Genomic DNA, 18,809 nt, shown 5'->3' with positions numbered 1-18,809 from the left:
TCGCGGCACCCGACGCGCTGGTAATCTGACGGAGGCAGCGACACACCACGCCAGGGGCTCCTGGCACGATCGATGAGGGAGAACATGGCCGAGCAGAGTGCGCAGCTGGTGGGCATCTCCGACGAGCACCGGGTGCTCTCCGGGATGCAGCCCTCCGGAGACTCCCTGCACCTGGGGAACTACGTGGGCGCACTGGTCAACTGGGTGACGATGCAGGAAGATTATGACGCCTTCTTCTTCATCCCGGATCTGCACGGCATCACCGTCCCCCACGACCCGGCGGAGCTGCGGCATCGGACCCGAATGACCGCCGCCCAGTTCCTGGCAGGCGGGATCGACGTCGAGCGCTCCACCCTGTTCGTGCAGTCCCATATGCCGGAGCATGCCCAGCTGGCGTGGGTGCTGACCTGCCTCACCGGTATGGGCGAAGCCTCCCGGATGACCCAGTTCAAGGACAAGTCCGCCAAACAGGGCGCGGACTCCGCCGGAGTGGGTCTGCTGACCTACCCGATGCTCATGGCCGCCGATATCCTGCTCTACCAGCCCGACGGCGTGCCGGTGGGCGATGACCAGAAGCAGCACGTGGAGCTGGCCCGGAACCTGGCCCAGCGGTTCAACCACCGGTTCGGAGAGACCTTCCGGGTCCCGGAGCCCTTCATCCCTCAGGTCGGAGCCCGCATCTATGATCTGCAGGACCCCACCACCAAGATGAGCAAGTCCGCCTCCTCACCGAACGGGCTGCTCAACATCATGGACACGGATAAGAAGATCGCCAAGAAGATCAAGTCCGCGGTCACCGACGACGGCACCGAGATCCGCTTCGACCGGGAGTCCAAGCCGGGGGTGTCGAACCTGCTCAGCATCTATTCGGCGGTCTCCGGAAAGAGCATCGACGAGCTGGTCGAGGAGTACCAGGGGAAGATGTACGGGCACCTCAAGGTGGACCTGGCCGACGCCGTGGTGGCCACGCTGGGACCCATCCGCGACCGTACCCTGGAGCTGCTGGAGGACCCCGCGGAGCTCGACGCGCTGCTCGCCCGCGGTGCGGAGAAGGCACGCGGCATCGCCGGACCGCTGCTGGCCGACGTCTATGGGAAGGTCGGCTTCCTGCCCGCTGCGGGCTCCTGAGGCGGGCGGGCGGCGAGGACCGGAGGTGAGGCGCAGGTGACCACGAACCCTTCCCGCCTCCGGCCGCGGAACTCCCACCACAACGCGCTGCTGCAGTCGGCCCGCACCCGGATCGAGAAGATCGACGACCGCACCGAGGTGCACGCCCGCCCGGACCCGATCGACGCCGCCGCCCTGAAGCAGGAGGAGCTGCGCGCCCGGATGGCGTTCGGCCGTGCCCGCCGCGACGCCCGGGGCCCCATGGCTGTGGGGATGGCCTTGGTGGAGTGGGGGCTGGCCCGCTGGGCACGGTTCCGCCCCGTCCGCGCGCTCAACCTGTTCTTCTTCCACTACGGCACGGTCATGGCCGCCGGTGCCGCGTACATGATGTTCTTCTCCGTGGCTGCCATGCTGGTGGCGGTCTTCTCCGTGGCCGGTCTGGTGATCGGCGGGGACGAGGAGATGCAGGACTTCATCGTGGAGGCCGTCGAGACGGCGGTGCCCGGGGTGATCGACACCGGCGACGGTGGACTGGCCCGGCCGGAGACCCTCTTCGACACCGCCGGGTTCAATGCCGCCCTGGTGGTCTCGCTGATCGTCATGGTGGTCGCCTCGCTGAGCTGGATCCACGGCCTGCGCTCGGGCATCCGCAGCATCTTCGACCGGCCGCTGATGGCCGAGTACATCTGGGTGGTGAAGTCCCGGGACTTCCTGATCATGCTGGTGCTCGGTGCGGTGCTGGCCACCACGACGGCGGCGAACCTGCTGACCACGGTGTTCTTGGACGCCACTCTGGGCTTCTTGGGCTGGGAGGTGCTGGACGGGCCGCTGACGCGGCTGACCACCATCGGAGTGTCCTTCGTGCTGGACGTCCTGGTGGCGGTGCTGCTGATGCGGGTGGCCTCGCGCATCGTCATTCCCGTCTCGGCGCTGTGGCAGGCCGCGATCATCGCCGGGCTGGGGTCCTCGCTGCTGCGACAGCTCTCCACCCAGCTGATCTCCGGGGCCACCGCCAACGAGCTGCTGCTGCCGTTCGCCACGGTGTTGGGGCTCTTCTTCTACTTCTACGTGTTCAGCCTGGTGTACCTGCTGGCCGCCGCCTGGGGCGCCGTCGTCGCGGCTGACCGCTCCTCGACGGCCTGAGCCGCCTCCCCCGACTCGCCCGTCGTGCGCCGTCCAGCACGACACCGAGCGAAAGATCGTCCCTCTATGAGAGATCGTGCCTGTATGGACGGGCGATTTCTCATAGAGGGACGATCTGTGAGGACGGCAGCCGCGGGACGCGGCGGCACACAGACGCGTGCCGAGTGTGGTGGGGCGTCGCAGGTCCTCCCATCCCCATCGCACCACCGTGCGGCCGGTGCGGCGGATCCCGTCCTCGCGGATCTTCTCTTCATAGACGGCCAGGGCCGCGCTCCGTCCCGTCTCCAGTGCCACTCGGGTCTGAAGCTCCGGCGTGACGAACCCCAGCTCATGGATCCTCACGCGCGACCATGATTCTCCCGGAGATTCGGCCCGCGGGTCGGCGAATGCGAGACGCCTCTGCAGCAGAGCGCGCCGGCGTCGTGAGCTGACGTGGTCCTTCCACGCGAGAAGCAGACGCCGCGCTTCATGCTCCTCCGTACCTTGCGCCATGAGCCGGGCGAGCACGGCATCGAGGATGACGACGGCGTCCGCGGCGGGCAAGCGGGTCGCTGTGTCCACCGCGGCGAGTTCCAGAGGCTCAGCTCGGTACCCGGCGGCAGGGCCCTGGCAGATTCTCAGCGCCGTGGGCGGGAGCATCTGCTGGGGGAGGAGCAGCTCTTCGGCAGATCGCCTGTCCTGCTGGGCCTGAGACCGCATGGCAGAGCGGTGCTGGTCAGGTGGAATCATCGGCTCATGGCGCTGCGTGGGCATGCCCTGCAGAATCGCTGCCCGTGCCGGAGGATGGCGGTGCTTGGCCAGAACGGCGTCAGCGGAGAGCCGGCCCGTCATCGGCGTCTGCCGTGTGATGCGCACGGAACTCCTGCGCATCGTCCGCACGTGGATGCGCTGAGGAGGATGCAGCAGCGGGATGCCGTGCAGAAGCAGGGCGCTGGTGCGGCAGAAGACCGTCTCAGGGTCGGCCAGGGCCGTGGCTGCGATCATCAGGACGGGGTCTTTCCCACGGTGCGGCGTCGAGCCATTCCTGCGCGGGGACGTAGACGCCGCGTCGCAGCCTGAGCATGTCGCCCGTCCGCGCTCCGTAGCTGAGGTCGGTGCCGGTGTGCAGACCGTCAGGGGTGGGCCGGGCGAGGTGCAGGGGGATCTGGGGCCGGGAGGGGATCTCCATGGAAGCACACTCTGCCGCACATCGGCCTGATGCCGCCCACGTTATCCACAGGTCCGGGGGCACTGTCCGCAGGAGGGGAGGGGCGGCGAAGGAGCAGACGCAGAGGGTGCAGACGCAGAAAGTGCAGACGCCAGGAGGGGCCCGCCGCATCATGCGGCGAGCCCCTCCTGGTGCCTGGGAACGTAGGTCAGCCGGTCACATGGCCCGGGTCAGGATGGCCGTCTTGACCTCCTGGATGGCCTTGGTGACCTCGATCCCGCGCGGGCAGGCGTCCGAGCAGTTGAAGGTGGTGCGGCAGCGCCACACGCCCTCCTTGTCGTTGAGGACCTCCAGGCGCATGTCGCCGGCGTCGTCGCGGGAGTCGAAGATGAAGCGGTGGGCGTTCACGATCGCCGCGGGGCCGAAGTACTGGCCGTCGGTCCAGAACACCGGGCAGGAGGACGTGCAGGCCGCGCACAGGATGCACTTGGTGGTGTCGTCGAACCGCTCGCGGTCCTCCGGGGACTGCAGCCGCTCCGCCGTCGGGGCGGGGGAGTTGTTGACCAGGAACGGCATGATCTCCCGGTAGGACTGGAAGAACGGCTCCATGTCCACGATCAGGTCCTTCTCCACCGGGAGGCCCTTGATCGGCTCCACCGTGATCGGCTTGGAGGTGTCGAGGTCCTTCAGCAGGGTCTTGCAGGCCAGGCGGTTGCGGCCGTTGATGCGCATGGCGTCGGAGCCGCAGATGCCGTGGGCGCAGGAACGACGGAACGTCAGCGAGCCGTCGATCTCCCACTTGACCTTGTGCAGGGCGTCCAGCACACGGTCCGTGCCGTACATGGTCAGGGTCCACTCGTCCCAACGGGCCTCATCCGAGAACTCGGGATCGTAGCGGCGCACCTTCAGCGTGATGTCGAAGCTGGGGATCTCCCCGCCTCCGCCCGAGCTCTGGGCGAGATCGACCTTGGAGGCAGGCTCTGCGACGTCTTGGGTGGGGGTGCTCATCAGTACTTACGCTCCATCGGCTCGTAGCGGGTGAAGACGACCGGCTTGGTCTCGAAGCGGATGCCCTTCGTGCCCTCGGTCTCCGCCTCGGGGTCCTGGTAGAGCATCGAGTGCAGCATGAAGTTCTCGTCGTCGCGGTCCGGGAAGTCCTCGCGGTAGTGACCTCCGCGGGACTCCTGCCGGTGCAGCGCGGCCACGGTCATGACCTCGGCCATGTCCAGCAGGAAGCCGAGCTCCACGGCCTCGAGCAGGTCGAGGTTGAACCGGCGACCCTTGTCCTGGATCTGCACCTGCTGGTAACGCTCCCGCAGGTCCTCGATGACGCCGAGGGCCTCCTTGATGGTCTCCTCGGAACGGAACACCTGCATGTTGGCGTCCATGGTCTCCTGGAGCTCGGCACGGATGGCGGCCACCCGCTCTCCGCCGTTGCCGTTGCGGACCGTGGCGAGCATCTCCTCTGTGCGGGCTGTCGGGTTCTCCGGCAGCTCCACGAACTCGGCGGTGGCGGCGTACTCGGCGGCGGCGATGCCGGCGCGCTTGCCGAACACATTGATGTCCAGCAGGGAGTTGGTGCCCAGCCGGTTGGACCCGTGGACGGAGACGCAGGCGACCTCGCCGGCGGCGTAGAGGCCGGGGACGGTGGTGTCGTTGTCCTGCAGCACCTCGGAGGTCACCGTGGTGGGCACGCCGCCCATGGCGTAGTGGCAGGTGGGGAACACCGGAACCGGCTCCGTGTACGGCTCCACACCGAGGTAGGTGCGGGCGAACTCGGTGATGTCCGGCAGCTTGGCGTCGATGTGCGCCGGCTCCAGGTGGGTCAGGTCCAGCAGCACGTAGTCCTTGTTCGGGCCGCAGCCGCGCCCCTCCCGCACCTCGTTGGCCATGGACCGGGCGACGATGTCACGCGGTGCCAGGTCCTTGATGGTGGGGGCGTAGCGCTCCATGAAGCGTTCGCCCTCGGAGTTGCGCAGGATGCCGCCCTCACCGCGGGCCGCCTCGGAGAGCAGGATGCCCAGCCCGGCCAGTCCGGTCGGGTGGAACTGCACGAACTCCATGTCCTCCAGCGGGATCCCGGCGCGGTAGGCGATGGCCATGCCGTCCCCGGTCAGCGTGTGCGCGTTGGAGGTGGTCTTGAAGATCTTGCCCAGCCCGCCGGTGGCGAACACCACGGACTTGGCCTGGAAGACGTGGATCTCACCGTTGGCGAGGTCGTAGGAGACGACGCCGGCGACGCGCTTCTGCTTGTAGGGGGTGCCGTCCTCGCGGGTGGCGTCCTCCTCCACGGTGAGCAGGTCCAGCACGTAGTACTCGTTGTGGAACTCCACGTTGTGCTTGACGCAGTTCTGGTAGAGCGTCTGCAGGATCATGTGGCCGGTGCGGTCGGCCGCATAGCAGGCGCGGCGCACGGCGGCCTTGCCGTGGTCGCGCGTGTGGCCGCCGAAGCGACGCTGGTCGATCTTGCCCTCGGGGGTGCGGTTGAAGGGCAGCCCCATCTTCTCCAGGTCGAGGACGGCGTCGATGGCCTCCTTGGCCATGACCTCGGCCGCGTCCTGGTCGACCAGGTAGTCACCGCCCTTGACGGTGTCGAAGGTGTGCCACTCCCAGTTGTCCTCCTCGACGTTCGCGAGGGCGGCGCACATGCCGCCCTGGGCGGCGCCGGTGTGGGAGCGGGTCGGATAGAGCTTCGTCAGCACGGCGGTGTGGGCGCGCTGGCCGGATTCGATGGCGGCGCGCATCCCCGCGCCGCCGGCGCCGACGATGACGACGTCATACTTGTGAACCTGCATCAGCTTGGGTGTCTCTCTTCGGTCGGAAGTGGTGGAGGCGTCTCGGACGGGGCCCGCGCTCCCCGCCGTCGTCGTGCCCTGGGCGGAGCCCGGGGTCAGCCCGGCGGGGAGGGGCGCTCGTCGATCAGTTCGGGCAGACCGCCCGCGGCAGCGGCTCGCCGGTGGTGCTGTCCAGCAGGCACGGCTCGAAGGTGAAGATCACCATGGTGCCCAGGATGATGATCACCGTGCTGCCGATGTAGAGGATCGACTTCAGCCACAGGCGGGTCGAGTCCTTCTCGGCGTAGTCGTTGATGATGGTGCGCATGCCGTTGGTGCCGTGCAGCATGGCCAGCCAGAGCATGGTCAGGTCCCAGAACTGCCAGACCGGGTTGGCCCACTTGCCGGCGACGAAGCCGAAGTCGACCTGGTGGATGCCGTCACCCACCATGAGGTTCACCCACAGGTGCACGAAGATGAGCACCACCAGGGCGATGCCGGAGACGCGCATGAAGACCCAGGCGGCCATCTCGAAGCTGCCGGAGGTCGTCTTGCTGCGCAGGTACTTGGGGTCCACTCGTCCCGAGCGGGGGGCCTCGATGCCCTGTGCCGGGAGGACTGCTTCAGAGTTGGTGGCGGTCATCGATCAGTTCCACCCTTCCAGGAAGAGCATCAGGTGACGGGCGCTGAAGGCGACCATCGTCACGATCCAGAGGGCGAGCACGCCCCAGAGCATCTGCTTGTGGTAGCGCGTGCCCTTCTTCCAGAAGTCCACCAGGATGATCCGCAGACCGTTGAAGGCGTGGAAGACGATCGCGCCGACCAGGCCGATCTCGCCGATGATCATGATGGGGTTCTTATAGGCGCCGATGACGGCATCGTAGGCCTCCGGAGACACGCGCACGAGCGAAGTGTCGAGCACGTGGACCAGGAGGAAGAAGAAGATGCCGACGCCGGTGATCCTGTGGCCGACCCAGGACCACATGCCTTCTCGGCCCCTGTACAGGGTGCCTTTGGATTGCGTCACGTGTGTAAACCTCCCTGCATCGTCGCATGGCGTTCCGCCCGCCCTTCCTTGGGTGCGCATCTGATCGCAGTTGGCGGAGCGGATGTGTGTGACGCCTGTGCGAGTGCGATCTACGTACCAGGGTAAGCCACCGTCGCCGGTGACGCGGGCGTCGGCACATTCCTGGACGCAATGTTGCGCGGATCATCGTAGACCTTCCGTCCGGGAGGAGATGAATCATGACCTTCGCCACAGGACGGACCGCCAATATTTCTACGTGACGTAGAAATTCGACTTTCCCGGGGGCGCGAGAGCGGCCCCAGGTAGGGATGCGGGCCCGAGAGGGAGGCTCACGTCGCTCCGGGCGGGAGAGGACCCGCAGCGCCGGAACGGGCCGATGTCGCCGGACACGTCTACCCTGGGGGAGTGACTTTCGCACATGATGCCTCTCTGGCCGGGGCCGAGGCCCGGCACGCCGGGGACCACGACGCCGTCGCGGCCTCTGTTGCGCCCCCCGTCAGCTTCGAGCGCTTCTACACCGTGATCCCCGCCGGCGGCGTGGGCACCCGGCTGTGGCCGCTCTCGCGCGCGAACGCGCCGAAGTTCCTGCATGACCTCACGGGCTCCGGCACCACCCTGATCCGGGGCACCTACGAGCGGCTGGCTCCGCTGACCGGCGAACGCGTGGTGGTGGTCACCGGTGAGCAGCACCGGGACGCGGTGCGCGCCCAGCTGCCCGAGGTGGACGAGGACGATCTGGTCCTCGAGCCCTCGCCGAAGGACTCTGCGGCCGCAATCGGACTGGCCGCGGCGATCCTGCACCGGCGCAGTGCGGACATCATCATGGGGTCCTTTGCCGCCGACCAGGTCATCGCCCCGGTGGACGCCTTCCAGGCGGCCGTCCGGGAGGCCGTCGCCACGGCGGCCACCGGCAAGATCGTGACCATCGGGATCACCCCCACCCATCCCTCCACAGCCTTCGGCTACATCCGCCGCGGGGAGCGGCTCGAGGTGGACCACGCGCCGAGCGCTCGTCAGGTGGCCGAGTTCGTGGAGAAGCCGGGGGAGGCGCGGGCCGCCCAGTACGTGGCCGACGGCGACTACCTGTGGAACGCGGGAATGTTCGTGGCCCCGGTGGGGCTGCTGCTGCAGCATCTGCGGGCCGCCGAGCCGCAGCTGCACGCCGGTCTGGTGGAGATCGCCGAGGCCTGGGGCACATCGCGGCAGGACGAGGTCATGCAGCGGATCTGGCCGTCGTTGCCGAAGACCGCCATCGACTATGCCGTGGCGGAGCCGGCCGCCGACGCCGGGGACGTGGCCGTCATCCCCGGGGACTTCACCTGGGACGACGTCGGCGACTTCGCCGCCATCGCCCGACTGAACCCCGCGCATGAGCAGGATGAGATGACCGTGCTGGGAGAGAAAGCACGCGTCTACTCGGACCAGTCCAGTGGCGTGGTGGTCTCCGACACCCAGCGGGTCGTCGCGCTCATCGGTGTCCAGGACATCGTGGTGGTGGACACCGAGGACGCCCTGCTGGTGACCACCACCGATCACGCCCAGTCCGTCAAGCAGGCGGTGGAGGCGCTGCGTGAGAAGGGAGACTCCGATGTCCTCTAGCCCTGTCACCACCGATGAGGCGCTCCACGGGGCGGCCGCCGTCGTCGAGGACCTGGAGCCCCGGCTGCTGGCCATGCGCCGGGAGATCCACTCCCATCCGGAGCTCTCCTGGCAGGAGGTGGAGACCACGAACCGGATCGCCGCCTGGCTGCGGGAGGTCGGACTGGAGCCGCAGATGCTGCCGGAGACCACCGGGCTGTTCGTCGACGTCGGCGACGGGCCGCTGGTCGCCGGATTCCGCGGAGACATCGACGCGCTGCCGGTCACCGAGCTGACGGACCTGGACTACGCCTCGCAGCACCCCGACGTCGCCCACGCCTGCGGCCATGACATCCACACCACTGTCATGCTGGGGCTCGCACTGAGCCTGCAGCGGCTGCACGACGAGCGGCCCCATGGGTTGGGCGGCAGCGTGCGGATCATCTTCCAACCGGCGGAGGAGACCATGCCCGGCGGCGCGCTGGAGGTGATCCGTCGCGGCGTGCTGGAGCCGGTGCCGCGGGTCTTCGCGCTGCACGCGGACCCGCGCATCGACGTGGAGACCATCGGCACCCGCATCGGTGCGATCACGTCGGCGGCCGACGTGGTGCGCATCGAGGTCACCGGCCGCGGCGGACACACCTCCCGGCCGCACCTGACCGAGGACGTGGTCTCCGCCCTGGCGCACATCGCCACCACCGCCCCCAGCGTGCTGTCCCGCCGGGTGGACGTCCGCTCAGCGGTCTCCCTGGTGTGGGGCCAGATCCAGGCCGGCAGCGCGCACAACGCCATCCCGTCGACCGGCACGCTGGTGGGCACCATGCGGGTCCTCGACGCCGAGGCCTGGCGCGGTGCCGGAGAGCTGCTGGAGGAGATCATCGGCCAATGCGCGGCACCCTTCGGCGTGGACGTCGCCCTGGAGCATGTCCGGGGCGTGCCGCCGGTGAACAACGCCGAGGCGGAGACCATGCTGCTGGAGGAGTGCGGACGGGCCATGCTGGGCGCCGACGCCGTCGAACTGGCCCCGCAGTCCATGGGCGGAGAGGACTTCGCCTGGATGACCCAGGAACGGCCCGGAGCGATGTTTCGGCTGGGAACCCGCACCCCCGGCGGGGAGGACTTCGACCTCCACCGCGGAGACTACGCCCCGGACGAGCGGGCGCTGGCGGTCGGCACCAAGGTCATGGTCGCCACGGCGCTGCGCTGCCTGGCCGCCGGGCCGTCCGGAGCCTTCGGCAGGACCTCATGACGCCACCCGCCCCGGTCCACTCCCTGTCCGTACCACCCGTAGGATGACCCCATGAACGTCGATCACCCCCGCGACTCCGCCGAGCGCTCGACAGATCCGGCCGGCGGCCCTTCCGCGGAGCATGAGGATCTGGACTTCACCGGCAGCCTCCGGCTGGCCCCCGGCGGGGGCTCCGTGGACTGGGATGCATTGCACACCCAGGCGCGGATCGCCATGACCAAGGCCTATGTGCCGTACTCGAAGTACCCGGTGGGAGCGGCGGGGCTCCTGGACACCGGCAGCATCGTCTCCGGCTGCAATGTGGAGAACGCCTCCTACGGGCTGACGCTGTGTGCGGAATGCACCATGGTGGGCCAGCTGCAGATGTCCGGAGGCGGCCGTCTGGTGGCGTTCACCTGCGTCAATGGCGACGGCGAGCCGATCACCCCGTGCGGCCGGTGCCGTCAGCTGCTCCATGAGTTCGCCGCCGAGACGCTGTTCATCCGGACCGCGGACGGCGTGACCACGCTGCAGGACCTCCTGCCCCAGGCCTTCGGCCCGCGGGACCTCGAGGACTGAGCCTTCCCGCGCCGCCCTGTCCGATCCACGACACCGTCCACTCGAGAGGACACCTCCCCATGACCTCTGACGTCACCTCCGCACCGACCGGCTTCGACCCGCAGGCCTTCGACGTCGTCGACCTGATCCGCACCAAGCGCGACGGCAGGGTGCTCTCCTCGGCGGAGATCGACTGGGTGATCGCCGCCTACACCGCCGGCCGGGTGGCCGATGAGCAGATGTCGGCCATGGCCATGGCGATCCTGCTGCGCGGCATGGTCCGGGATGAGATCTCCTCGTGGACCCGGGCGATGATCGCCTCGGGGGAGCGGATGGACTTCTCCTCGCTGACCACTGCCGACGGCGCCCGCCGCCGCACGGCGGACAAGCACTCCACCGGCGGGGTGGGGGACAAGATCACCCTGCCGCTGGCTCCGCTGGTAGCGAGCTTCGGGGTGCCGGTGCCGCAGCTCTCGGGCCGCGGCCTGGGCCACACCGGCGGCACGCTGGACAAGCTGGAGGCCATCCCCGGCTGGCGGGCGTCGCTGAGCAACGAGGAGATGCTCGCTCAGCTGGACGACGTCGGCGCGGTGATCTGCGCGGCCGGAGCCGGGCTGGCTCCGGCGGACAAGAAGCTCTATGCCCTGCGGGACGTCACCGGCACCGTGGAGGCGATCCCGCTGATCGCCAGTTCCATCATGTCCAAGAAGATCGCCGAGGGCACCGATGCGCTCGTGCTGGACGTGAAGGTCGGTTCCGGTGCCTTCATGAAGTCCCGCGAGGACGCTGAGGAACTGGCCCGCACCATGGTCGCCCTGGGCACCGACGCCGGAGTGGCGACGACTGCCCTGATCACGGCCATGGAGACCCCTCTGGGGCTGACCGCCGGCAATGCCATCGAGGTTCAGGAGTCGGTGGAGGTGCTCGCCGGGGGCGGGCCGTCCGACGTCGTGGAGCTGACCGTGGCGCTGGCGCAGGAGATGCTCACCGCCGCCGGGGTAACGGATGCGGACCCGGCGGAGGCGCTGAAGGACGGACGAGCCATGGACACCTGGCGGCGGATGATCGCCGCCCAGGGCGGGGATCCGGACGCGGACCTGCCGACCGCGGCACACCAGCACACGGTGACCGCAGGGGTCTCCGGGACGGTGACCCGGATGGATGCGATGGCGGTGGGCCTGGCCGCCTGGCGTCTGGGGGCGGGGCGCGCCCGCAAGGAGGACGCCGTGCAGGCCGGGGCTGGGGTGCGGATGCACGTCAAGCCCGGTGAGGTGGTCCAGGAGGGCCAGCCGCTGTTCACGCTGCTCACCGATGAGGAGTCGCGGATGGCCCGTGCCGAGGAGGCGCTGCAGGGAGCGGTCGACGTCGATGCGGAGGGTGGTCCGGTGGAGCTCGGGGACCTGGTGCTGGACCGCATCAGCGCCGAGGACCTCTAAGCGGCACCGGCCGCGGCGCTGCTGAGGGGACCCCGATGACGCGTTTCCAGGAGTGGAGCGAGTTCTTCAACGCGCTGGTCATCGAGGTGGCCTCCGGCTGGTGGACCCTACTGGGCCTCGGGGGCTTCGTCTTCATCAATGGGGTCTTCCCGCCGCTGCCGTCGGATTCGTTGATCATCACACTCGGCTCGGTCCAGGACCAGCCGGGGACGCCCTGGTGGCTGTGGGTGATCCTGGTGGCAGCAGGCGCCGCCGTGCTGGGTGACTTCGTGGCCTACCTGTTGGGCCGACGGATCGGCACCGATCGGTGGGCATGGCTGCGTCGCCCGGCGATGCAGCGGACCCTGACCTGGTCCCGCCATGAGCTGGACAAACGGGGAGTGCTGCTGATCTTCGTGGGTCGCTTCATCCCGGGCGCGCGGGTGGCGATCAATTTCGTGGCCGGGTCCACTCGGTACTCCAAGCGACGGTTCCTGCTGATCGACGCGGTCGCCTCCCTCGTCTGGGCGAGTTGGCTCATCGTGCTGGGTGCAGTGGGCACCGAGCTGCTGGGCAGCCAGCTGCTGGCGATGCTGGTGGGCATCGGGGTGGCGGTGCTGCTGGGTCTGCTCTGCGACCGTCTCTTCCGCCTGCTGTCCGTCTGGCTCGATCGCAAGGGTGTGCACATCGACCCGGAGGGCTACCAGGACACCGGTGTCATCGAGGTGGAGCGGCCGATCCGGCTGCGGCGGCACCATCGGGAGCACGACGAGGGCTGACTGTGGCCCCGACATGAGAGAGACAACCAGCCCACGCGCCGCCCCTGCGGAGGTCAGCGTGCCTGTTCGCAGGCCCCGGGCGCTGGAACACAGGATCACCACAGTGTCAGGGCCGGGAGAGATGAAGCTCGCCAGGACGAGGGAGAGGAAGACGGGCCAGTGGACGTCCATCGGCGTTCAGTCTCCGTGCGGTGCGTCGATTCCCGGCCCATCCTATGGCCGATAGGCTGGTGCCATGACTGCGACTTCCTCGCCAGAGACCACCGGTTCCACCGATTCCCTTCTCGAGCAGATCCGCTCGCTGCCCAAGGTCAGCCTCCATGATCACCTCGACGGCGGTCTGCGTCCGGCCACGCTCATCGAGCTCGCCCGCGAGGCCGGCGTCGAGCTGCCCACCGAGGACCCCGAGGCGCTGGCCCGCCGGTTCCGGGAGAACGCCGACTCCGGGTCCCTGGAGCGCTACCTGGAGGCTTTCGGGCTCACCACGGCGGTCATGCAGACTGCGCAGAACCTGCGCCGCGTGGCCCGCGAATACGTGGAGGATCTCGCAGCGGACGGTGTGGTCTACGCCGAGGTCCGCTGGGCCCCGGAGCAGCACCAGCAGCAGGGGCTGAGTCTGGATGAGGCCGTCGAGGCCGTCCAGGCGGGGCTGGAGGAGGGCATGGCCGCCCTCGAGGATGAGGACCGGATCGTGGTGGTCGGCCAGTTGATCTCTGCGATGCGTCAGTCCGACCGTGCCGACGAAGCCGTGGAACTGGCCAAGCGCCACCGTGACCGCGGTGTGGTCGGCTTCGACATCGCTGGGCCCGAGCACGGCTTCCCGCCGTCCCGGTTCGCTCCGGCGTTCACCGCGTTGGCCGAGGCGATGATCCCGGCCACCGTCCACGCCGGGGAGGCCGACGGCGTCGAGTCCATCCGTGACGCGCTCGTCTCCGGGCGCGCCCAGCGTCTGGGCCACGGGGTGCGGATCGCCGAGGACGTCTCGATCTCTGAGGAGCCGGTGACCTCCGACGACGGCGGCGACGCCTACGAGGTCATCCTCGGCGACGTCGCCCGCTGGGTCCGCGACCGGCAGGTGCACCTGGAGGTCAGTCCCACCTCCAACCTGCAGACCGGCGCCATCGCCCCCTTCGCCTCGGACGGGACCGCGACGATCACCGACCACCCGTTCGACATGCTCTACCAGCTGGGCTTCAACGTCGGGGTCAACACGGACAACCGCCTGGTCTCCGGGGTGACCCTCTCCGGCGAGCTGGCTCTGCTGGCCGAAGCCTTCGGGTACGAGCTCGCCGAACTCGCCGACTTCCAGATCAACGCTCTGGAGTCCTCCTTCCTCGGACAGGAGGAGCGGGAGGCGCTCTCGGCGCTGATCCTCGAGGCCTGGCAGTGACCACGGCCCACCAGCCGTCCGCCCAGCCGCCGTCGGACCCCGTGCGGCGGCTGGAGTGGGTGGTGGCCCAGCTGCGCCTCCACTGTCCGTGGACGCAGCGGCTGAGCCATGGCTCCCTCGTGGAGTACCTGGTGGAGGAGGCCTACGAGACGGTCGAGGAGATCGAGGCCGGAGGCGTGGGCGAATCCCTGCGTCAGGAGCTGGGCGACCTGCTCTTCCAGATCGTGCTGCACGCCCAGCTGGCCGCCGAACGCTCCAGCTTCGACCTCGACGGCGTGGCCGAGGCGATCACCGCCAAACTGGTGCGCCGCAGCCCGCATGTCTTCACCTCTGATGGGCAGCTCGACGTCGACGCCCAGGCCTCCCTGGATCAGATCGAACGCGCCTGGACCCGCATCAAAGCAGAGGAGAAGGCCGAGGAGAAGGCTGTCGAGGAGGTGACGGCCGGGCAGAACGGAGCCGACGGTGACGCCGAGCTCGCCGCCGTCGTCGGCTCCCTGCCGGCCCATCTTCCCGCCCTGGCCCGGGCCGCCAAGCTCATCGACCGGCTGGACCGCACCGTCTCGGCCGACCCCGAGGCAGGCGACGACGTCGGCGCCAGACCCGCCTCCTCAGCCCACGATCCGCTCGCCGCGGCTGACGAGGACGCCTTAGGTGAACTACTCTTCTCGGTGGTGGAGAGAGCACGTTCTCGGGGTCAGGACCCCGAACGCGCGCTGCGTCGCCACCTCAGCACGCTGGCGCAAGGGCGCGTCGGCCCCGGACTGTCCAGATAACCGAAAAGGAGCCGACTACCCATGTCACTCATCGCCAGTGTGTACGGCCGCGAGATCCTCGACTCACGCGGAAACCCGACCGTCGAGGTCGACGTGCTTCTCGACGACGGCAGCTTCGGCCAGGCCGCCGTCCCCTCCGGCGCCTCCACCGGAGCTTTCGAAGCCGTGGAGCGCCGTGACGGCGACAAGGGCCGGTACCTGGGCAAGGGCGTCTCCGGCGCCGTGTCCGCGGTCAACGACGTCATCGCCCCCGCCCTGGAGGGCCAGGACGCCACCGAGCAGCGCCTGATCGACCAGATCCTGCTGGACCTCGACGGCACCGACAACAAGAACAGTCTCGGCGCCAACGCGATCCTCGGCGTCTCCCTGGCCGTGGCCAAGGCCGCCGCCGACGCCTCAGACCTGCCCCTGTACAAGTACCTCGGCGGGCCGAACGCCCACCTGCTGCCGGTGCCGATGATGAACATCCTCAACGGCGGCTCCCACGCGGACTCCAACGTGGACATCCAGGAGTTCATGATCGCTCCCATCGGTGCGGCCACCTTCTCCGAGGCGCTGCGCTCCGGCGTCGAGGTCTACCACGCACTGAAGGGCCTGCTGAAGGAGAAGGGCCTGAACACCGGCCTGGGTGACGAGGGCGGCTTCGCCCCGGACCTGCCGTCGAACCGCGACGCGCTGGACCTGATCACCGAGGCCATCAAGCGCGCCGGCTACACCCCGGGCACGGATGTGGCGCTGGCCCTCGACGTCGCCGCCACCGAGTTCTACTCCGAGGGCGCCTACACCTTCGAGGGCGAGCAGAAGACCCCCGAGCAGATGAGCGCCTACTACTCCGAGCTGGTGGACGCCTACCCGCTGGTCTCCATCGAGGACCCGCTGGACGAGGACGACTGGGCCGGTTGGAAGACCCTGACCGAGACCATCGGCGACAAGGTCCAGCTGGTGGGCGACGACCTCTTCGTCACCAACCCGGACCGTCTGGCCAAGGGCATCGACGCTGACACTGCCAACTCGCTGCTGGTGAAGGTCAACCAGATCGGCTCGCTGACCGAGACCCTGGACGCCATCTCCCTGGCGCAGCGCAGCCGCTACACCACGATGGTCTCCCACCGTTCCGGCGAGACCGAGGACACTACGATCGCGGACATCGCCGTGGCCACCAACGCCGGGCAGATCAAGACCGGCGCCCCGGCCCGCTCCGAGCGTGTGGCGAAGTACAACCAGCTGCTGCGCATCGAGGAGGAGCTCGGCGACGCCGCCGCATACGCTGGCGCGAGCGCCTTCCCGCGTTTCCGCAGCTGACTCTGGTCGGCCCATCCTGATCAGCGCGACCTGAGCACCGTCTGAGGGGCCGCACCCGGAGCATCGTTCCGATGCCCCGGGTGCGGCCCCTCTGCGTGTCCGCCGCCGTCGACGAGCCGTCGGCGACTACCCTGGGACTTCGACGGCGCGCAGGGCGTCGCCCCAGCTGAGACACCGGTGGCACACGGAAGGCGGTGACCATGGCCAGGCATGCCAGACGCAGCGACTCCGACGCCGGCCGCAGCGCCCGCGTCGCTTCCGCCGAAGCCCGCCGGCTCGCCGAGCGCGAGCAGGTCTCCGGAGAGATCCGGATGCCGGCCGACCTCGCCGCCCGCCGTGCGCGCCGAGTGAGCCCGCCGAAGCAGCGCCGCCCCTCCGGGGAGCGCACGGCCGTCAGCGCCCGCTCGCTGGTCCCGGAGCGGACCCTCTCCGGCCGGCTGATCGTGATGACCCTGGTCGCCCTGGTGGTGGTCTCCTTCCTGGTGCCCACTGTGCGCACCTATCTCCAGCAGCGTTCCGAGCTGGCCGAGCTGGAGGCAGGAATCGCCGAGGAGCAGCAGCGTCAGGACGCGCTCGAATCCGAGATCAGCCGCTGGGACGACCCCGAGTACGTGCGTCAGCAGGCGCGCGAACGCATCAACCTGGCGATGCCGGGGGAGCGTCAGTACCACGTGATCGGCGACCTCACCGGGGAGGACGACACTCCGGAGAACCAGGAGGACAGCGAGGTCCGTACCGACCTCCCCTGGGCTGAGGCGCTGTGGGATTCTCTGGTCCGGTCTGCCGTAGATTAGTCTCGACGGTGGAGGTCCGTTCCTGCCGAGGACCCGCCCATGAGCACCAGGAGAGCCCGCGAGACGATGAGCCAGCCCCGCAGCGCCACCCCCACCCAGGATGATCTGGACACGCTCAGCCTGCAGCTGGGCAGACCGGTGCGCGACGTCGTCGAGATCCCGGCCCGCTGCCGCTGCGGCAGCCCGCTGGTGGCCGCCACCGCGCCGCGACTCTCCAACGGGATCCCCTTCCCGACGACGTTCTATCTCACGCATCCCACCCTCACCCAGGCCGTGTCCCGGCTGGAGGCTGCCGGCGTGATGGCGGAGATGACGGAGCGCCTGGGCCAGGACGAGGAGCTTGCCGCCGCCCACCGGGCCGCCCATGAGAACTACCTGGCCGAGCGTGAACGCATCCGGCTGGCCGCCGGTGTGGATCCCGTCTGGGAGATCGACGGGATCACCGCCGGGGGCATGCCCGACCGCGTGAAGTGCCTGCATGTGCTCGTCGGCCACGCGCTGGCCGTGGGTCCCGGCATCACCCCGCTGGGCGACGAGACCCTGGACCGCATCGCCGAGGACTGGACGCCGGAGGTCTGCACCTGTGCTGCCGCATGGGACCATGACGCCGAGATCCCGACCCGTGACCTCAGCCGACACGTGCGGCGACTGAAGGAGGAGCAGCAATGAGAGTGGCCGCCATCGACTGCGGGACCAATTCGATCCGCCTGCTGATCGCCGATGTGGAGAGCGCGGGGGAGCCGCGCGGACCCCAGAACGTCCCGGAGGGGCAGGAGCCGTGGGGGACCGAGACCGGTGAGCACAGCGCGGTCGCCCAGATGCATCGTTCGCGGCTCACGGATGTCGTCCGGCAGATGACCGTGGTCCGTCTGGGCGAGGGCGTGGACGAGACCGGAGAGTTCTCCCCGGCCGCGCTGGAGCGCACGTTCGCCGCGGTGGACAGCTACGCAGCCCTGATCCGTCGGCACAAGGTGGAGGCGGTCCGCTTCGTGGCCACCTCCGCGACCCGAGACGTGGCGAACCGCGACGCGTTCATCGCAGGCATCAAGGACCGCCTCGGCGTGGAGCCGGAGGTCATCCGCGGCAGCGAGGAGGCCGGGCTCTCCTTCGTGGGTGCGGCCTCCCTGCTGGACTGGGACCCCGAGCGGAAGGTCCTCGTGGTGGACCTCGGCGGAGGATCCACCGAGTTCGTCCTGGGCACCTCGAAGGGCATGGAGCACGCCATCTCCACGGACATGGGGTGCGTCCGATTCACCGAGCGGCATATGCGCACCGACCCGCCGGCAGAGACCGAGACCTCCATGGCGAGCTTCGAGACGCTCTCCTTCCTGGAGGACGTCAGCCAGGTCATGCCGCTGCACGAGACCGACGTCGTCATCGGCGTCGCCGGCACGGTGACCACGGTGACCGCCCACGCCTTGGACCTCGAGGACTACGATCCGGATCTCATCCACGGCGCCGAGGTGGGGTTGGACCGCATCCACCAGTCGGTGGACCAGCTGGTGCACGCGCCCCGGGACCAGCGGGCCCACATGCCGTTCATGCACCCCGGCCGGGTGGACGTCATCGGCGCCGGTGCGCTGATCTGGGGCACCATCCTGGACTACATCAATAAGGTCACGAAGGGGCGGGTGACTACCGCCGTCGCGTCGGAGCATGACATTCTGGACGGCATCGCCCTGTCGCTCGCCACCGGCGCCGCGCAGGAGGCGACCGGCCGGGGCTGAGCCCTGCCCGCATGAGTACGCATCACGAGCGCCCCCAGCATCACGAGCACCCCAGCAGGGAACG

General features: G+C 69.1%; 18 protein-coding genes. 13 read left to right on the top strand and 5 right to left on the bottom strand.

Features of this window, described 5'->3' with window-relative positions; all coding sequences use genetic code 11:
• The first annotated feature begins 84 nt into the window (after nt 1–84).
• The gene (gene trpS, locus ABD658_RS09265; protein ID WP_344683768.1) at nt 85–1,128 is read left to right on the top strand and encodes a tryptophan--tRNA ligase; all 1,044 of its coding nucleotides are present in this window, start codon (nt 85–87) and stop codon (nt 1,126–1,128) included.
• 36 nt (nt 1,129–1,164) lie between these two features.
• Entirely contained in the window at nt 1,165–2,250 is a 1,086-nt protein-coding gene (locus tag ABD658_RS09260) for a YihY/virulence factor BrkB family protein (protein WP_311026004.1), read from the top strand.
• Nucleotides 2,251–3,202: 952 nt separating this feature from the next.
• Here the strand turns inward: ABD658_RS09260 and ABD658_RS09255 are convergent.
• The 5 genes from ABD658_RS09255 to sdhC form a co-directional block, all read right to left on the bottom strand.
• Entirely contained in the window at nt 3,203–3,418 is a 216-nt protein-coding gene (locus ABD658_RS09255) for a hypothetical protein (protein WP_344683771.1), read from the bottom strand.
• Between the two features lie 195 nt (nt 3,419–3,613).
• Complete coding sequence (locus ABD658_RS09250) at nt 3,614–4,405, bottom strand: succinate dehydrogenase iron-sulfur subunit (protein WP_070161503.1); 792 nt, start codon at nt 4,403–4,405, stop codon at nt 3,614–3,616.
• Complete coding sequence (sdhA, locus tag ABD658_RS09245) at nt 4,405–6,192, bottom strand: succinate dehydrogenase flavoprotein subunit (protein ID WP_344683773.1); 1,788 nt, start codon at nt 6,190–6,192, stop codon at nt 4,405–4,407. The genes ABD658_RS09250 and sdhA overlap by 1 nt, the downstream gene beginning before the upstream one ends.
• Before the next feature lie 124 nt (nt 6,193–6,316).
• Complete coding sequence (locus ABD658_RS09240) at nt 6,317–6,814, bottom strand: succinate dehydrogenase hydrophobic membrane anchor subunit (protein ID WP_070161499.1); 498 nt, start codon at nt 6,812–6,814, stop codon at nt 6,317–6,319.
• 3 nt (nt 6,815–6,817) lie between these two features.
• Nucleotides 6,818–7,198 carry a succinate dehydrogenase, cytochrome b556 subunit gene (gene sdhC / locus ABD658_RS09235; RefSeq protein ID WP_344683776.1) on the bottom strand — a complete coding sequence of 127 codons (381 nt, stop codon included), beginning with the start codon at nt 7,196–7,198 and terminating at the stop codon, nt 6,818–6,820.
• 519 nt (nt 7,199–7,717) lie between these two features.
• Here sdhC and ABD658_RS09230 point away from each other — a divergent pair.
• The 11 genes from ABD658_RS09230 (at nt 7,718) to ABD658_RS09180 (ending at nt 18,745) form a co-directional block, all read left to right on the top strand.
• On the top strand, nt 7,718–8,797 hold the full coding sequence (locus ABD658_RS09230) for a mannose-1-phosphate guanylyltransferase (RefSeq protein ID WP_344744362.1): 1,080 nt from the start codon (nt 7,718–7,720) through the stop codon (nt 8,795–8,797).
• Complete coding sequence (locus tag ABD658_RS09225; RefSeq protein WP_070161494.1) at nt 8,787–10,025, top strand: amidohydrolase; 1,239 nt, start codon at nt 8,787–8,789, stop codon at nt 10,023–10,025. The genes ABD658_RS09230 and ABD658_RS09225 overlap by 11 nt, the downstream gene beginning before the upstream one ends.
• Nucleotides 10,026–10,076: 51 nt before the next feature.
• Nucleotides 10,077–10,583: a cytidine deaminase gene (locus ABD658_RS09220; protein WP_083277677.1), complete on the top strand. Its 507-nt coding sequence runs from the start codon at nt 10,077–10,079 to the stop codon at nt 10,581–10,583.
• A 59-nt stretch (nt 10,584–10,642) separates the two neighbouring features.
• Nucleotides 10,643–11,998, top strand: a complete 1,356-nt coding sequence (locus ABD658_RS09215) for a thymidine phosphorylase (RefSeq protein WP_344683781.1) — start codon at nt 10,643–10,645, stop codon at nt 11,996–11,998.
• A 35-nt stretch (nt 11,999–12,033) separates the two neighbouring features.
• The gene (locus tag ABD658_RS09210; RefSeq protein ID WP_344683783.1) at nt 12,034–12,756 is read left to right on the top strand and encodes a DedA family protein; all 723 of its coding nucleotides are present in this window, start codon (nt 12,034–12,036) and stop codon (nt 12,754–12,756) included.
• A gap of 235 nt (nt 12,757–12,991) precedes the next feature.
• Nucleotides 12,992–14,146, top strand: a complete 1,155-nt coding sequence (locus ABD658_RS09205) for an adenosine deaminase (protein WP_344683784.1) — start codon at nt 12,992–12,994, stop codon at nt 14,144–14,146.
• Nucleotides 14,143–14,922, top strand: a complete 780-nt coding sequence (locus ABD658_RS09200; RefSeq protein ID WP_344683786.1) for a MazG nucleotide pyrophosphohydrolase domain-containing protein — start codon at nt 14,143–14,145, stop codon at nt 14,920–14,922. Before ABD658_RS09205 ends, ABD658_RS09200 begins: the two co-directional genes overlap by 4 nt.
• A gap of 21 nt (nt 14,923–14,943) precedes the next feature.
• On the top strand, nt 14,944–16,224 hold the full coding sequence (gene eno, locus ABD658_RS09195; protein ID WP_344683788.1) for a phosphopyruvate hydratase: 1,281 nt from the start codon (nt 14,944–14,946) through the stop codon (nt 16,222–16,224).
• A gap of 200 nt (nt 16,225–16,424) precedes the next feature.
• Nucleotides 16,425–17,018, top strand: a complete 594-nt coding sequence (locus ABD658_RS09190; protein ID WP_344683790.1) for an FtsB family cell division protein — start codon at nt 16,425–16,427, stop codon at nt 17,016–17,018.
• Between the two features lie 39 nt (nt 17,019–17,057).
• Entirely contained in the window at nt 17,058–17,687 is a 630-nt protein-coding gene (locus tag ABD658_RS09185; protein ID WP_344683792.1) for a DUF501 domain-containing protein, read from the top strand.
• Nucleotides 17,684–18,745 carry a Ppx/GppA phosphatase family protein gene (locus ABD658_RS09180; RefSeq protein ID WP_344683794.1) on the top strand — a complete coding sequence of 354 codons (1,062 nt, stop codon included), beginning with the start codon at nt 17,684–17,686 and terminating at the stop codon, nt 18,743–18,745. The genes ABD658_RS09185 and ABD658_RS09180 overlap by 4 nt, the downstream gene beginning before the upstream one ends.
• Nucleotides 18,746–18,809: the final 64 nt, after the last annotated feature.

The sequence above is a fragment of the Nesterenkonia aethiopica genome, assembly GCF_039534665.1.
Taxonomy (GTDB): domain Bacteria; phylum Actinomycetota; class Actinomycetes; order Actinomycetales; family Micrococcaceae; genus Nesterenkonia; species Nesterenkonia aethiopica.
The sequence above is the reverse complement of the archived record's forward strand: the minus strand, read 5'-3'. Positions and strand labels throughout refer to the sequence as shown.